General features: G+C 70.4%; 16 protein-coding genes. 4 read left to right on the top strand and 12 right to left on the bottom strand.

The window, feature by feature from the left end:
• The first annotated feature begins 88 nt into the window (after positions 1-88).
• Positions 89-1,633, top strand: a complete 1,545-nt coding sequence (locus tag NOSIN_RS17000) for a sensor histidine kinase (RefSeq protein WP_077691699.1) — start codon at positions 89-91, stop codon at positions 1,631-1,633.
• Between the two features lie 102 nt (positions 1,634-1,735).
• On the opposite strand, the gene NOSIN_RS16995 is transcribed toward NOSIN_RS17000, so the two are convergent.
• Together NOSIN_RS16995 and NOSIN_RS16990 are read right to left on the bottom strand one after the other, a co-directional pair.
• Positions 1,736-1,993 (bottom strand): WhiB family transcriptional regulator, encoded by a 258-nt coding sequence (locus NOSIN_RS16995; RefSeq protein ID WP_077691698.1) that lies wholly within the window; start codon positions 1,991-1,993, stop codon positions 1,736-1,738.
• Between the two features lie 302 nt (positions 1,994-2,295).
• Positions 2,296-3,228: a diacylglycerol/lipid kinase family protein gene (locus NOSIN_RS16990; protein ID WP_077691697.1), complete on the bottom strand. Its 933-nt coding sequence runs from the start codon at positions 3,226-3,228 to the stop codon at positions 2,296-2,298.
• A gap of 99 nt (positions 3,229-3,327) precedes the next feature.
• Between NOSIN_RS16990 and NOSIN_RS16985 the strand changes: the two genes are divergently transcribed.
• Complete coding sequence (locus NOSIN_RS16985; RefSeq protein WP_077691696.1) at positions 3,328-3,717, top strand: hypothetical protein; 390 nt, start codon at positions 3,328-3,330, stop codon at positions 3,715-3,717.
• A 32-nt stretch (positions 3,718-3,749) separates the two neighbouring features.
• Here NOSIN_RS16985 and NOSIN_RS16980 read toward each other — a convergent pair whose 3' ends face one another.
• From NOSIN_RS16980 to NOSIN_RS16950, 7 genes are all read right to left on the bottom strand, one after another.
• Complete coding sequence (locus NOSIN_RS16980; RefSeq protein ID WP_077691695.1) at positions 3,750-4,508, bottom strand: RNA polymerase sigma factor SigF; 759 nt, start codon at positions 4,506-4,508, stop codon at positions 3,750-3,752.
• A 41-nt stretch (positions 4,509-4,549) separates the two neighbouring features.
• Positions 4,550-4,975, bottom strand: a complete 426-nt coding sequence (locus tag NOSIN_RS16975) for an ATP-binding protein (protein ID WP_077691694.1) — start codon at positions 4,973-4,975, stop codon at positions 4,550-4,552.
• A gap of 125 nt (positions 4,976-5,100) precedes the next feature.
• Positions 5,101-5,589, bottom strand: coding sequence for a GNAT family N-acetyltransferase (locus NOSIN_RS16970; protein WP_077691693.1), 489 nt, complete (start codon positions 5,587-5,589; stop codon positions 5,101-5,103).
• Positions 5,590-5,669: 80 nt separating this feature from the next.
• Positions 5,670-6,257 carry a class I SAM-dependent methyltransferase gene (locus tag NOSIN_RS16965; RefSeq protein WP_077691692.1) on the bottom strand — a complete coding sequence of 196 codons (588 nt, stop codon included), beginning with the start codon at positions 6,255-6,257 and terminating at the stop codon, positions 5,670-5,672.
• Positions 6,258-6,419: 162 nt separating this feature from the next.
• A complete protein-coding gene (locus tag NOSIN_RS16960; RefSeq protein WP_077691691.1) occupies positions 6,420-7,244 on the bottom strand; it encodes an amino acid ABC transporter ATP-binding protein in 825 nt (274 codons plus the stop codon).
• Positions 7,241-8,206, bottom strand: a complete 966-nt coding sequence (locus NOSIN_RS16955; protein ID WP_077691690.1) for an amino acid ABC transporter permease — start codon at positions 8,204-8,206, stop codon at positions 7,241-7,243. The genes NOSIN_RS16960 and NOSIN_RS16955 overlap by 4 nt, the downstream gene beginning before the upstream one ends.
• Positions 8,207-8,338: 132 nt before the next feature.
• Entirely contained in the window at positions 8,339-9,265 is a 927-nt protein-coding gene (locus NOSIN_RS16950; protein ID WP_077691689.1) for an ABC transporter substrate-binding protein, read from the bottom strand.
• Positions 9,266-9,610: 345 nt separating this feature from the next.
• Between NOSIN_RS16950 and NOSIN_RS16945 the strand changes: the two genes are divergently transcribed.
• Positions 9,611-10,840 carry an NAD(P)-dependent malic enzyme gene (locus tag NOSIN_RS16945; RefSeq protein ID WP_077691688.1) on the top strand — a complete coding sequence of 410 codons (1,230 nt, stop codon included), beginning with the start codon at positions 9,611-9,613 and terminating at the stop codon, positions 10,838-10,840.
• A gap of 289 nt (positions 10,841-11,129) precedes the next feature.
• Here NOSIN_RS16945 and NOSIN_RS16940 read toward each other — a convergent pair whose 3' ends face one another.
• Together NOSIN_RS16940 and NOSIN_RS16935 are read right to left on the bottom strand one after the other, a co-directional pair.
• Positions 11,130-12,140, bottom strand: coding sequence for a PadR family transcriptional regulator (locus NOSIN_RS16940; protein ID WP_077691687.1), 1,011 nt, complete (start codon positions 12,138-12,140; stop codon positions 11,130-11,132).
• Complete coding sequence (locus NOSIN_RS16935; RefSeq protein ID WP_170293635.1) at positions 12,141-12,992, bottom strand: DUF4097 family beta strand repeat-containing protein; 852 nt, start codon at positions 12,990-12,992, stop codon at positions 12,141-12,143.
• A gap of 231 nt (positions 12,993-13,223) precedes the next feature.
• On the opposite strand from NOSIN_RS16935, the gene NOSIN_RS16930 reads away from it, so the two are divergent.
• Complete coding sequence (locus tag NOSIN_RS16930) at positions 13,224-13,763, top strand: hypothetical protein (protein WP_077691685.1); 540 nt, start codon at positions 13,224-13,226, stop codon at positions 13,761-13,763.
• A gap of 74 nt (positions 13,764-13,837) precedes the next feature.
• Here the strand turns inward: NOSIN_RS16930 and NOSIN_RS27270 are convergent, their stop codons facing one another.
• Positions 13,838-14,014 carry a DUF6104 family protein gene (locus NOSIN_RS27270; RefSeq protein ID WP_170293636.1) on the bottom strand — a complete coding sequence of 59 codons (177 nt, stop codon included), beginning with the start codon at positions 14,012-14,014 and terminating at the stop codon, positions 13,838-13,840.
• Between the last annotated feature and the right edge of the window lie 7 nt (positions 14,015-14,021).

The following is a 14,021-nucleotide window of genomic DNA, read 5'->3' as shown; positions in this document are numbered from 1 at the left end:
CACGGCGGTTTCTCGGCCGCCGATTGGTGTGGACCACTGGTCGAGTGCGTACCCTTGAGTATGCACGCCTCCATGGGATGATTTGTGAGTGCCTCACCTCAGCGATCTCATCAGACGTCACACATCCCTCAAGCAGGCCGACCTTGAGTGGATCCACTCGCTGGTCTCGGACTGGCAGCTCCTGGCCGACCTGTCCTTCGCGGACCTCGTGCTGTGGGTGCGTCTGCGCGAGGACGACGGCTGGGTGGCGGTCGCCCAGATGCGTCCCACCACCGGCCCGACCGCCTTCCAGGACGACCTGGTCGAGACGGTCCTGCGCGACGACATGACCGATATCACGTCCCGTTCCGCGCCTCGGGTGGTCGGACGCAGGGCCCTCATCGACCGCGCCTGGAAGGAGGGCCGTATCTGCCGTGACGGAGATCCGGACTGGTCGGGCGGGGTCCCGGTGCGGGAGGAGACCATCCCGGTGCGCCGCCAGGGCAGGCTCATCGGGGTCATCCAGCGCAGCACCAACCTCAGCTCGGCGCGCACGCCCAGCCGCCTGGAGCTCACCTACCTCCAGAGCGCGGGCGACCTGGCGCAGATGATCGCCGAGGGCGCGTTCCCGTTCAGTGACCAGGGGCCGCTGATGGTGCGCTCGCCCAGGGTCGGCGACGGGCTGCTGCGACTGGACCAGAACGGCGAGGTGGTCTACGCCAGCCCCAACGCGCTGTCCGCCTACCGCAGGCTCGGACTGACCGCCGACCTCGTGGGCGCCCGCCTGGACCGCACCACGCTGGAGCTGTCCGCCCCGGGAGAGGCGCGCGACGAGGCGCTGACCTACACGGCGAGCGGCCGTGCGCCGCAGGAGGCGGAGGTGGACGCGCGCGGGGTCACCGTGCAGCTGCGCGCCATTCCGCTGGTCATCGACGGGGTGCGGATCGGCGCCCTGGTGATGGTGCGCGACGTCACCGAGCTGCGCCGCCGCGAGCGCGAGCTGATGACCAAGGACGCCACCATCCGGGAGATCCACCACCGGGTGAAGAACAACCTGCAGACGGTGGCGGCGCTGCTGCGCCTGCAGTCGCGGCGCCTGGACGTGCCCGAGGCGCGGGCCGCGCTGGACGAGGCGGTGGGCCGGGTCGGCTCCATCGCGATCGTGCACGAGATGCTCTCGCACACCCCCGACGAGGTGGTGGACTTCGACGACATCGCCGACCGGGTGATCCAGATGGCGGCCGAGGTGTCCTCGACCGGCAGCGCGGTGGTGCCGCGCCGGACCGGCGGGTTCGGCCTGCTGAACGCGCTGGTGGCCACGCCGCTGTCGATGGTCCTGGCCGAGCTGGTGCAGAACGCCGTGGAGCACGGCCTGGGGCAGGGGCCCGGCCGGATCGAGGTGCGGGTGCGCAGGTTCGACGCCGTGCCGGGCACCTCGGGGCCGAGCAGTCTGGAACTGGCCGTCTCCGACGACGGCGGGGGACTGCCCGAGGACTTCGACCTGGAGGGGACCACGAGCCTGGGCCTGCAGATCGTGCGGACCCTCATCGTGGGTGAGCTGGGGGGAACCCTGGCGATCAAGCCCAAGGAGAGCGGGGGGACCGAGGTGGCGATCACCCTGCCGCTGGAGCACGAGGAGGGGGAGGTGCCCTGAGGGGGAGGGGACCCCGCCGGGCGTCGGCCCCGCCGGGAGCGGCTCGCCTCCGGGCCGCCCCGCCCGGGGCGTGCCCGCCGCGTGTCCGGCCGGGGGAGCGTGTCAGCTTCGGACCATGGTGCGGGACGTGCTGCCGCGGCGCTTCTTGAGCATGCGGCGCTCGTCCTCGCTGGTGCCGCCCCAGACGCCGCCGTCCTGGCCGCTCTCCAGTGCCCACTTCAGGCACGCGGAGCTGACCGGGCAGCGCTGACAGACCGCCTTCGCCTCCTCGATCTGGATCAGGGCAGGGCCGAAGTTTCCGATGGGGAAGAAGAGTTCGGGGTCTTCGTCACGGCAGGCTGCGTCATGGCGCCAGTCCATGCGGTCCACTCCTCACGGTGAGGCGATCGGGGGCTTGTGAAGCTTTTCACGATCGTGCGCGTGTCAGGATTGTGCGGAGGGCGCCCGATGGATGGGTCCCATCGGAGGGTGGTCCAGGCCGTGATGGTCCGGGTTTCATCCCACGGCCATGTGGGAAGCGCCCAATTAACTCGCCCGTAACTCGCGGCGATATCTTGAGCGTGACAGGATCGAACGACCCATGCAAGAGCTCACGGGGCCGAAGGTCCTGTTCGCCGTGTCGGGTGCGTCACAGTGCCCGTGAATGGTCTCTTCCGGTGCAATTAACAGATGATTCGTAATGCCTTCGGTACAGACTGGAAGTTGACCTGTTCACGGTCGCCCAGGTATTCACCGTCGATTTGGAACGCTCTGGGATGGGACGACGTGATCTGGAGAGAGTCCTGGTCATGCCAGGTCACGTAGCCGTCCCCGCGGGCCGGGAGGCCTTTGGGGAAGAACATTTGGGAAAGGATCCAACCGGTGATCGCGGGCGAGGTGTGGGTCAGGGCGAAAGCGTCCAGACCCAGCTCGAAACGCGAGGACGGGGTCGGCTGAAGTGGAAGCGCTCCCGCGTACGTCCAGGGAGTGGTGTTGGTGACGATCGCGAAATACGCCCCCACAAGGGATCTTCCGCGGCTGACCACGCTTAGTGACGGGTCCTGGATATCGCCCTGGAAGAACAGCTTTACCGCCACTTCCGCGTACAGGGCCGGGGTGGCCCTGCGGCCCTGCGCGCGCTCGTTCTCCACCTGTTGGACCACGTCGGCGTCCCAGCCGAAGCCGGCGCAGAAGGTGAAGTAGCGGTCGTCCTTGTCGCTGGTGATCCGTCCGAGGCTGATCTCGCGCTCGCGGCCCTCCCGGAGCGCCTCCAGGACCACGCCGGTGGCCTCCACCGGGTCGCCCGGCACGCCGAGGGAGCGGATGAAGACGTTGGCGCTGCCGCCGGGGATCACCGCGTAGCGCGGGCGTACGAGCCCGCTCGGAGTGGCCAGGAGTCCGTTGACCACCTCGTTGACGGTGCCGTCGCCGCCGAGGCTCAGCACCAGGTCGTAGCCGTTCCCGGCCGCTTGGCGGGCGAGTTCGCCCGCGTGGTCGCGGTACTCGGTCGCGGCGACGGTGACGTCCAGCTCCGACGCCAGGGCGCCCAGGATCACCTCACGCGTGCGCGAGGTGGTCGTGGTCGCCTGAGGGTTCACGATGAAAAGGGCGCGCACCGGGCCAGTCTAGGGCGTGTCCGCCGGACACGCCCGAGGTGTGCCGCCTCGCTTCGGGGGCGGGGGGAAGGCCGCCCGGAGCGCGTATAGGCTCTTCGGGTGTCATCTCGTCCCGTCACCGTCGTCGTCGCCGCCGCGCTGGAGGCCCTGGTCGGGCTGGCCTCGGTGGCCGGCGGCCTCTACAGCCTCGTCACCGCCGTCAGCGGCCGGGCCCTCGACCCCACCAGCGCGATTCCCCTGGCGGCCCTGGGCCTGGGCGTGGGCGCTCTGCTGGTGTTCGTCGCGCGCGGGCTCTGGCGGTCGGAGTCCTGGGCGCGGACACCGGTGTTCCTCACCCAGGTCTTCCTCGCCGTGGTCGCCTACTACATGTTCACCAGCCAGCAGTACGTGTACTGCGCCGTGCTCCTGGGCGTGGCGGTGTGCGCCGCGGCGGCGGTGCTCTCACCGCCGACGACCGCGGCGCTCTTCCCCGAGGAACGGGAGAAGTAGCCCCGCGGCCGTCCGTGGCGACCGTCGGCCGGTCAGTCGTCGGTGGTCAACGCCTGGCGCAACTGCGCCAGGGTGCGGGCCAGCAGACGGGACACGTGCATCTGTGATATCCCCAGCTCCTGGGCGATCTGTGACTGTGTCATGTTGCCGAAGAAGCGCAGCAGCAGGATGCGCTTCTCCCGGGGCGGGAGCTGCTCCAGGAGCGGTTTGAGCGACTCCCGGTACTCCACGCCCTCCAGGGACTCGTCCACGATGCCCAGGGAGTCGGCCACCGCGGGGGCGTCCTCGTCCCCGCTGTCGGGCGCGTCCAGCGACACCGTCGAGTAGGCGTTGGCGGACTCCAGGCCCTCCAGCACCTCCTCCTCGGACATCTGCAGGTGTGCGGCGAGCTCGGCGACGGTCGGGGAGCGCCCCTCCCGCTGGGACAGGTCGCTGACCGCCTTGGTGAGCGAGAGCTTGAGCTCCTGGAGGCGGCGGGGGACCCGTACCGCCCAGCCCTTGTCGCGGAAGTGCCTCTTGATCTCCCCGACGATCGTCGGGGTCGCGTAGGTGGAGAACTCCACCCCGCGGTCCAGGTCGAACCGGTCGATGGACTTGATGAGCCCGATCGTGGCCACCTGGGTGAGATCGTCCAGCCACTCACCGCGGTTGCGGAACCGGCGGGCCAGGTACTCCACCAAGGGCAGGTGGAGCTCCACCAGTTCGTCGCGGATCCGCCGACGCTCCTCGGAGTCCGCGTCGAGCTCGCCAAGGCGCTCGAACAACTCTCTGGCGCGGGCCCGGTCGGGCACCGCGTGCTCGGTCTTCGCTGTCAGAGCGGGCCCCCTTTCGCTCACGCCGACTCCAGGGTGCCGCGGCGCTTGTACAGGACGATGTGGACGCGGTCGTCCGGGCCGGCCCCCGCGTCGACCTCTCCCGCCAGGGCGGACAGAACGGTCCAGGCGAAGGTGTCGCGCGCGGGAAGGCGTCCGTCTGCGGTGAGCACCGAGACGGATATGCGCATTCCCTCGGGGGTGAGTTCGAACTCCGTGGTCAGTTCCGTACCGGGCAGTGCCTGGGAGAGGAGCATCGCACAGGCCTCGTCGACGCCGATCCTCAGATCCTCGATCTCGTCGAGGGTGAAGTCGAGCCGCGCGGCCAGACCCGCCGTCGCCGTCCGCAAGACGGACAGATAAGCGCTGTCCGCGGGCATGTTGACGGTGACAGCGTCCCGGACGCCGATGGCGTCGGCCGTGGGTACAGCGGTTTCTTCGGTCACGTCCCTCCTTCGGGGAGCGGGGTTGCCGCTTGAGAGCAATGTATCTGGTTTCACCCTGCCACTGCGGCAGGGAGAACGGATCGTGTCCACACGATCCGGGACGAAAGCAAGACGGATGGCATGTCTCAGTTCCGTCCGGCACCCAGTACGGCCAGTGCCTCGCCGTCCAGGCGACGGACCGTCCACCCGTCCATCGGCTGCGACCCCAGGGACTCGTAGAACCGGATCGAGGGCTCGTTCCAGTCGAGCACGGACCACTCCAGACGCGTGTAGCCGCGCTCCACGCAGATGCGTGCCAGGGTCCGCAGCAGTGCCAGCCCGTGCCCGCGGCCGCGCGACTCGGGGCGCACGTACAGGTCCTCCAGGTGGATTCCGTGCCTGCCGGTCCAGGTGGAGTAGCTGCGGAACCAGAGCGAGAACCCGACGACGGCGGTGCCTTCGTCACCGTCGTGCTCGGCGACGTGCGCGAACACCGCCGGTTCGGGGCCGAACAGGGCCGTGCGCAGGTCCTGTTCGGTGGCCACGACCGCGTCCGGTTCCTTCTCGTACTCGGCGAGCTCTCCGATCATCGCGTGGATGACGGGTACGTCGTCGGGTCGGGCAGGACGGATCATCGGACCACCTCGGAGTGGGAACAGCGTCCCTCCCAGGGTATGCGCTGGGCCGGAGGTGTCTCGCGGGCCGGCCGGGCCGCTCAGGGGCGGTGGGCGACCACCCGCTCGACCAGTCCGAGGAACAGGCGGTCGTGGTGGCCGACCTCGAAGCCGACCTCGGCGGCCACCTCCCTGGGCAGGCGGCGCGGGTGCTCGCGGTGCCGTTCCAGGAGCCGTCCGGGAAAGCCGGCGTACTCGACGTGGTCGACCATCAGGAGCCTGCCGCCCGGCACCAGCACCCGGTACATCTCCGACAGGGCGCGGTGCTGGTCGGGGACGGAGCACATGGCCAGCGTGCACAGGACCGTGTCGAAGCTCTGGTCGGGAAAGTCCAGCGACTGCGCGTCGCCCTCCACGAACCGGGCGGCCATCCCCAGCTCGTCGGCCCTCCTCCGGGCGCGGTCGAGCATCTCCGGGCTCAGGTCGACGGCGGTGAGGCGGACCTGGGGCGGGTAGTAGGGGAGGTTCCGGCCGGTGCCGACCGCCACCTCCAGGGTCCGGCCACGGGCCCCGGCGCACAGGATCTCGCGGGTGCGGCGCATGGCGGGACTCTGGAGGCGTTCGCCGTGGTCGCAGTAGGAGGCCCTGCGGTTCCAGCGCCTGCGTGTGTGCTCCGTGCGCGCGTCCATGTCCCTCCCCGGGCCGTTCCTACCCCCATGACTCTGGGTGTACGCCACCGCGCGGTCAAGACTTCCGGCGGCGTTTCCCGAGCAGGTCGGAGGGGGTCGAGAGGCACCGGCGCCCCGTACCCGCCGCGGGGTACGGGGCGCCGGCGGAGGGGTCGCCGTGCCTCAGAAGAGCACCTTGGACAGGAAGGCCTGGGTGCGCTCGTGCTGCGGGTCGGAGAGCACCTGTGAGGGCACCCCCGACTCCACCACCATGCCGTCGTCCATGAAGACCAGGGAGTCGCCGACCTCGCGGGCGAACCCCATCTCGTGGGTGACGATGACCATCGTCATCCCGCCCTCGGCCAGGTCGCGCATGACGTCCAGGACCTCGCCGACCAGCTCCGGGTCCAGGGCGCTGGTGGGCTCGTCGAACAGCATCAGCGACGGCTCCATGGCCAGCGCGCGGGCGATCGCCACGCGCTGCTGCTGGCCGCCGGAGAGCTGTTCGGGGTAGGCGTCGGCCTTGTCCGGCAGGCCCACCCGCTCCAGCAACTCCATGGCCTTGGCGGTGGCCTCGGCTCTGGGCATCCGCTTGACCTGCATGGGCGCCTCGGTGATGTTGCCGAGGGCGCTCAGGTGCGGGAACAGGTTGAACCGCTGGAAGACCATGCCGATGTCGCTGCGCTGGGCGGCGATCTCGCTGTCGCGCAGCTCGTACAGCCGCCCGCGCTTTTGCCGGTACCCCATCAGCTCGCCGTTGACCCACAGGCGGCCCGCGGTGAGCTTCTCCAGGTGGTTGATGCAGCGGAGGAACGTGGACTTGCCGGATCCGGACGGGCCGACGATGCACATGACCTCACCGCGCTCGACCTCCAGGTCGATGCCCTTGAGGACCTCCAGGCGGCCGAAGTTCTTGTGCACGTTCTCCGCCACGACCAGCGCGTCGGAGGGCGGCTCCGCGCCCTCGGGCGCCTTCACGGCGGTCACGTCCTGGCTCTGCTCGCTCATCTGTGCGCCCCTCCGACGATGCGGTTCCGGATGTTGCCCTGCTGTTCCGGGTTGAACCTGCGCTCGATGAAGTACTGGCCGACCATCAGCACGCTGGTGATGGCCAGGTACCACAGGCACGCCGCGACCAGCATCGGGAAGATCTGGTAGGTCCGTGCGCCGATGGCCTGCAGTTGGTAGAACAGCTCGATGGTCACCGGCACGTACGCCAGCAGCGCGGTGTCCTTGAGCATGGCGATGGTCTCGTTGCCCGTGGGCGGGATGACCACCCGCATCGCCTGCGGGAGGGTGATCCGGCGCAGGACCCTGCTCCGGCTCATGCCCAGTGCCTGCGCGGCCTCGGTCTGGCCCTTGTCCACCGACTGCAGGCCCGCGCGGATGATCTCGGCCATGTAGGCGCCCTCGGACAGCGACAGGGCGAGCAGGCCCGCGGTGTAGCCGCTGAGCACGGTGCGGGTGTCGATCTCGAGGAAGCGGGCGTCGCCCTCCATGCCCAGCCAGGCCATCCAGTAGTTGTCGAACGGCAGGCCGAGCTGGATGGTCTGGTACAGGATGGCGATGTTGCCGAAGAGCACCGCCAGCACCAGGCGGGGCACGCCCCGGAAGAACCAGGTGTACAGCCAGGAGACGGACACCAGGACGGGGTTGCCGGACAGCCGCATCACCGCGAGGACGATGCCCAGGACGACGCCGATGACCATCGACAGCACGGTGGCGCTGAGGGTGATCCACACACCGCGGACGACCGGTTCCGAGAACATGTGGTCGGCCATGAACGGCCAGTTGAACGCGTCGTTCGTGAACAGCATGTGCACGAACATGGCCGCGAGGACCAGGATGGCACCGGCGGCGATCCACCGTTCGGGGTAGCGCACGGGGACGGCGGTGACGGGTTCGGTCGCGCGGTTCGGGGTCGAGGTCTTCGACACCGGACCGCCCACCGGTTCGGTCGGTGAGGACACGGATCAGTCTTTCGCTCGGTGGGGGGCTCGGCACGGGACGGTGCGTCGGGGACGGCCGGCCTCCGGGGGAGCGTGGTCCGGGCGCCGGGGGATCCCGTCGGCGCCCGGGCACGTGAGGCCGGCGGGCACGGCCTACTCGGAGACGGCGGGGTTGACCTCGGCGGCCTCCATGCCGCCGGCGTCCACGCCCCACTGCCCCAGGACCTCGGCGTAGGTGCCGTCCTCCATCAGGGCGTTGAAGGCGGCGGCGACGGCCTCGGCCAGTTCGTCGTTGTCCTTGTGGGTGAGGATGCCGTAGGGAGCGGCGTTGTACTGCTCGCCGACGAACTCCAGAACGCCCTCGCCGGTCTGCTCCAGCGCGTACGCGGAGGTCGGCATGTCGGCGAGCGAGGCGTCGTTGACACCGGAGACGACCGTCTCCGTGGCCAGCGGCTGGCTCTCGAACTTCTGGATGGTGACGGGCTCCTCGCCGGCGTCGACGCAGGCCGCGCTGCGCTCCTCGATGTCGGTGTCGTGGGTGGTGTTGGACTGCACCGCGATCCGCATGCCGCAGGCGTCCTCGGGGTCCACGTCCTTGGGATTGCCCGCCTGGGCGAACCACTGGGTGCCCGAGGAGAAGTAGCTGATCATGTTGACCTGCTCCATGCGCTCCTCGGTGACGGTGAAGGAGGAGGAGCCGAGGTCGTAGGTGCCCGTGTCCACGCCGATGATGATGGAGTCGAAGGCGGTGGGCTCCCACTCGGCCTCCAGGCCGAGCTTGGCCAGTGCGGCGTTGAGGAGGTCCACGTTGAAGCCCTGGACGGTCTCGCCGTCCTCCTCCAGGAACTCACCCGGCGGGTAGGAGGCCTCGACCCCGATGCTGACGGTTCCGGCCTCGGCGATGTCGGCGGGGACGAGGGCGGCGAGCTCCTCGTCGGCCTCGACGGTGGGCGCCTCGGGCGCGGCGGTCTCCTCGGTGCTCCCGCCGCCGTCGCCGCCGCAGGCGGACAGCGCCAGGACACTGGCGAGGGAGACCGCTCCGAGGGCGAACGGCGCGGACAGGGGCTTGTGCAGGGCCATCGTGGTGTCTCCTTCAGGGGCGCGGAGCGCCTGGTCGGAGGCGGGTTCGTGACCTCACCGCCCGAGCCATAACGACATTCAGGACATTATGCTTCAAAAGCCGATAAGTCGGTGCTGTCTCATCGTGCCGACCCGCGATTTTCCTGTGGTCACCGTTGTGAGAGGATTGCGTAACGGGTCATCCCCGTGAGAGCGGCCGCGCAGTCACTCGCATAGGAGTCCAGCGAAGAACGGCTCCCTCCGGCGACACCACCGGTCATGGCCGACCGGCGCCGAGGAGGAGTCCCCCTAGCATCTTCACGTCTTCGCGCGCGGTTCGCCCCACTGCCGGTCCGTCCCGCCGTCATGGCCGATGGCAGGGTGGAACACGCAAGACCTGAGGGGTTTGAAGTAGTGACCACCGTTTCGCGTTCCCAGAACCTGGATGAGGATCCCGCCTTCGCGCTGCACCGCGGTGGCAAGCTCCACGTGACCTCGTCCGTCGACGTTCACGACCACGAGGGCCTGTCCCTCGCCTACACACCCGGTGTCGCCCGCGTCTGCGACGCCATCGCCGAGACCCCCGAGCTTGTCGAGACCTACACCTGGAAGAGCAACCTGGTCGCCGTCGTCACCGACGGCACCGCGGTCCTGGGCCTGGGCGACATCGGCCCCGAGGCCTCCCTGCCGGTCATGGAGGGCAAGTCGCTGCTGTTCAAGCAGTTCGGCGACGTCGACTCCGTGCCGATCGCGCTGGGCTGCACCGGGGTCGACGAGATCGTCGAGACCGTCGTGCGCATGGCCCCCTCCTTCGGCGGGATCAACCTGGAGGACATCTCCGCCCCCCGCTGCTTCGAGATCGAGCGCCGGCTGCGCGAGCGCCTGGACATCCCCGTCTTCCACGACGACCAGCACGGCACCGCGATCGTCACCGTCGCCGCCCTGCGCAACGCCGCCCGGCTGACCGGGCGCACCCTGGGCGACCTGCGCGTCGTGGTCTCCGGCGCGGGCGCCGCGGGCGTGGCCGTCACCAAGATGCTCCTCGACGGCGGTATCGGCGACATCGCCGTGGCCGACTCCAAGGGCATGATCCACGACGGCCGCGAGGGCCTGACGGCCGTCAAGCAGGAACTGGCCTCCATCAGCAACAAGGTGGGGCTGAGCGGGTCCATCGAGAGCGCGCTGGAGGGGGCCGACGTGTTCATCGGCCTGTCCGCCGGAGAGGTTCCCGAGTCCGTGGTCTCCACCATGGCCGAGAACGCGGTCATCTTCGCGATGGCCAACCCCAACCCGGAGGTGCACCCCGACGTCGCCCGCAAGTACGCGAGCGTCGTCGCCACCGGGCGCAGCGACTTCCCGAACCAGATCAACAACGTGCTGGCCTTCCCCGGCGTGTTCCGGGGCGCCCTCGACGCGGGTGCGACGGACATCACCGAGAACATGAAGCTGGCCGCCGCCACGGCGCTGGCGGACCTGGTCGGGGACGACCTGGCCGCCGACTACATCCTTCCCAGCTCCTTCGACGAGCGGGTGGTCCCGGCGGTGTCCGCCGCGGTCGCCGCCCAGGCCCGCGAGGACGGCGTCGCCCGCCGCTAGGGCGTGCTTCCCCGAGGCTCCGCTCCGTGCCCGGACGCCGGGGGCAGGGGGGGGCTCCGGTCCCGCGGGTGCGCCCGCTCCCACCTCACGGGCGCGCCCGCGGGACCTGGCGCGACCCCGTCGGCGCCTCGCCACACCCGGTGGCACAGGACCGGGTCCACCGAACGGACCCAGGGCGTCCGGACGAAGGAGGGGCCCGGCACCACGCGGTGCCGGGCCCCTCCCGTGTCCCGCCGGCGGGTACCCCGAGGGCGCGCCCCTGCGGCGTCCTCCGGGCACCTCCGCCGGACTACCTGTCGTCGCCGGTGTCGTCGACCGCCTGGCTCCACGGATCGCCGCCGGAGGGCGGCGCCGGCCGTGTTCCGGGCTCGTCGGCGGGCTTCCCGGCGGACTCCTCCGCGGGCTTCCCGGCGGAGGGCCGCGCCTCGGAGCCGGCTCCCTCCCCGGAGGTGCTCCCCCTCTCGGAGGTGCCCTCCTCCCCGGATGCGGCGGGCTCCCCGGTGTCCCCGGCGTCCTCCTTGCGGCGGTCGGCGGGCGGACCCCAGTGCCGCAGGTCCCTGCGGATCACCTCGACGGTGTCGTCCAGGATGCGCCGCAGGTCGCCCGCGGCGGCCTCTCCCACGTGGCCCGCCTCACGGAACGTGTCGCGCACCCGGTCGCCGAAGTCGCGCAGCGCCCGCTCGAACTCCGGGGCCTGCGACGCGCGCTCGGAGTCGCTCCGGCCCCAGGCGGCGCCGAAGGCGCCGAAGCCCTGGGAGAAGCGCCCCCACTCACGGGCCCACCGCGAGCCCTCGTCGCATCCCTGCTTCCCGCTCCGCTCGCGGCGCTCCCCGGACGCCTCGCCGGCCTCCTCGGAGGTCTGGGAGCCCCCGGAGCCCTCCGAGCCGCGCGGTGCCTCACCGGACTCGGGGCGGCGCGCCTCTCCGGAGGCGAACTTCAGCTCCTCGCGCAGCGAGCTGATCGTCGCGCGCACGTCCTGCTTGACCGCGCTGGCGATGTCGCGCACCGAGTCGGTGATCTCCCGCTCCAGGTCGGCCAGGTCGCCGCTGCGCTCGCGCAGCTCCTCACGGCCCTTGTCGGTGAGGCGGTAGACCTTGCGGCCGCCCTCCTCGGTGTGGGTGACCAGCCCCTCCTCCTCCAGCCGCGCGAGCCGGGGGTAGATGGTCCCGGGCGAGGGCGAGTACACCCCGAGGAAGCGGTCGCGGAGAAGGCTGATGATCTCGTAGCCGTGCCGCGGGTTCTCGTCCAGCAGCTTGAGCAGGTAGAGCCGGAGTCTTCCGTGGCCGAAGATGGTACTCATTCAGGCCCCCTCGGGAATCGCGGCCGGCGCCTCGGGCGCGCGCCGCAGCAGCGCGGTCCGGCCGGACGCGGAGTTGATGGTGATGGACGCCGGGTCGACGCCGCTGCCGATCTTCCCGTTCAGGACCGTCCTGCCCGGGGCGCTGCGGCGGTCCAACCCGAAGTCGGACTCCACCGGGGCCTTCGCGGTGCGCAGCTCCACGGCAGCCGAGGTCTCGGAGGGCACCCGCAGGGCGATCTCTCCGGAGATCGAGTTGAGCCGGACCCGCCCCGCCGGGGCGATGTCGGTGTCGGCCAGCAGCTGTCCGGAGACGGTCTTGGCCTTCAACGCGGAGAGCCGTCCGCCCGCCACCGCCAGCTGGCCGCTGACGCTGTTGAACTTGAGGGCGCCGTGGGGATTGCGCACGGCGGTGCTGCCCGAGACGGTGCCGATCTCGGTCTCACCCGCGGTGTCGTCGATGGTGATCTCCCCGGAGGCGGTCCGCAGGTGGCTGCGGGCGCTGAGCCCGGCGGCCACGATCGACGCGGTGGCCGTGCTGACCTCGACCGGGCAGTCCTTGGGCAGCCGCAGGTTCACGGTGGCCTTCCGGTGCTGCACGCGCTTGTAGCCGCTGAGCTGGACGGGCCGCAGCCGGTCCAGGAGCCCCTGGCTGGTGAGGTCCTCGTAGTGGATGGTGAGGATGCCCGCCTCCTGCGTGACCAGGAGGGGCTCGCCGACGATGTCGGTGACCTCGAAGGTGACCGGGTCGTCGGTGGGCAGGATGTTGACGTGGCCTCCGATGATCCGGACCCGCAACGCGACGATGCCGTCCAGTGTCTGGGTCATCGGCCTGTCGATGGTCCAACGTGCCATCGTGTGACCCCTTTCGCTCGCTCCGTGTTCTCACGATATGTCGCGTGTCGGGGGAACTCAAGATATGTCGTGGATCTGCGGGTCGGTTCAGGGAGACCCCCGGGTGAACCCCGAGGTGTCCACTTCATCACGATCGGGGTCGAATGGGGTGTTATCGCAGGTCCGTGTTTGAATGGCCGACCGACCCGGTCGGCCCGACCGGACCACCCGTACGACCTGGAGAAACCGAGCATGCAGCATCCCCCAGACTCCGCCCTCGTCTCGCGAGAGCCGATCCCCCTCGGAGCGCCACCGCCGGGCGACCCCCGCATGCCCCGCGCCCTCAGGTTCCTGCGGGTCCTGTTCAGCCTTTTCGCGACCCTCTTCGCCCTGGCCGGGGCCCTCTACGTGTTCCTGCTGCTGAGCCTGTACGTGTACACCCCGCCGAACTTCGACGAGTGGCTCGCCGCCTGGGGACTCGACGCGGCCCAACTCTGGGCCATGTCGCTCACGTCCGGAATCAGGACGGTCTTCTACGCCGTCGGCGCGATCCGGCTCGGCAGGGGAGGGCGCACCGGCCGCAGGTGGGCGCTCGTCGCCGTGTGCGTGGAGGCGGGCGTGGTCCTGTCCGGCGCGGTCCTGAGCGCGGTCGTGCTCGGAGTCGCCTCGGTGCCCGAGCTCTTCGCCTTGCTGTTCGTCACCGAGGTGTCGCTCGTCTTTCCCGGTGTCCTCCTGCTCCTGTTGCTGTTCGTGCGCTCCAGCAAGGAGTGGTTCCGCGCGACCGGCGCCTGACCCGGTCCCGCACACGCGAAGGGGCCCGGGTCGTGGTGACCCGGGCCCCTCACCGTTCGCGCCGCGAACGGTCCCTACTCGTCCTCGTCGTCCAGCCGCGCCAGCCAGGTGGCCAGCCGGTCGACCGGGGTCTCGAACTCGGGGTTGATGTCGGTGAACGCCCGCAACTGCTCGGCGAGCCAGGCGAAGCTGACCTCCTCCTCGCCGCGGCGGTTCTCCAACTCCTCGATTCCGCGATCGGTGTAGTACACGCTGCTC

The sequence above is a fragment of the Nocardiopsis sinuspersici genome, from assembly GCF_001998325.1.
Taxonomy (GTDB): Bacteria; Actinomycetota; Actinomycetes; order Streptosporangiales; family Streptosporangiaceae; genus Nocardiopsis; species Nocardiopsis sinuspersici.
Note: the sequence above shows the minus strand (reverse complement) of the source record. Positions and strands in the feature narration are given on the sequence as shown.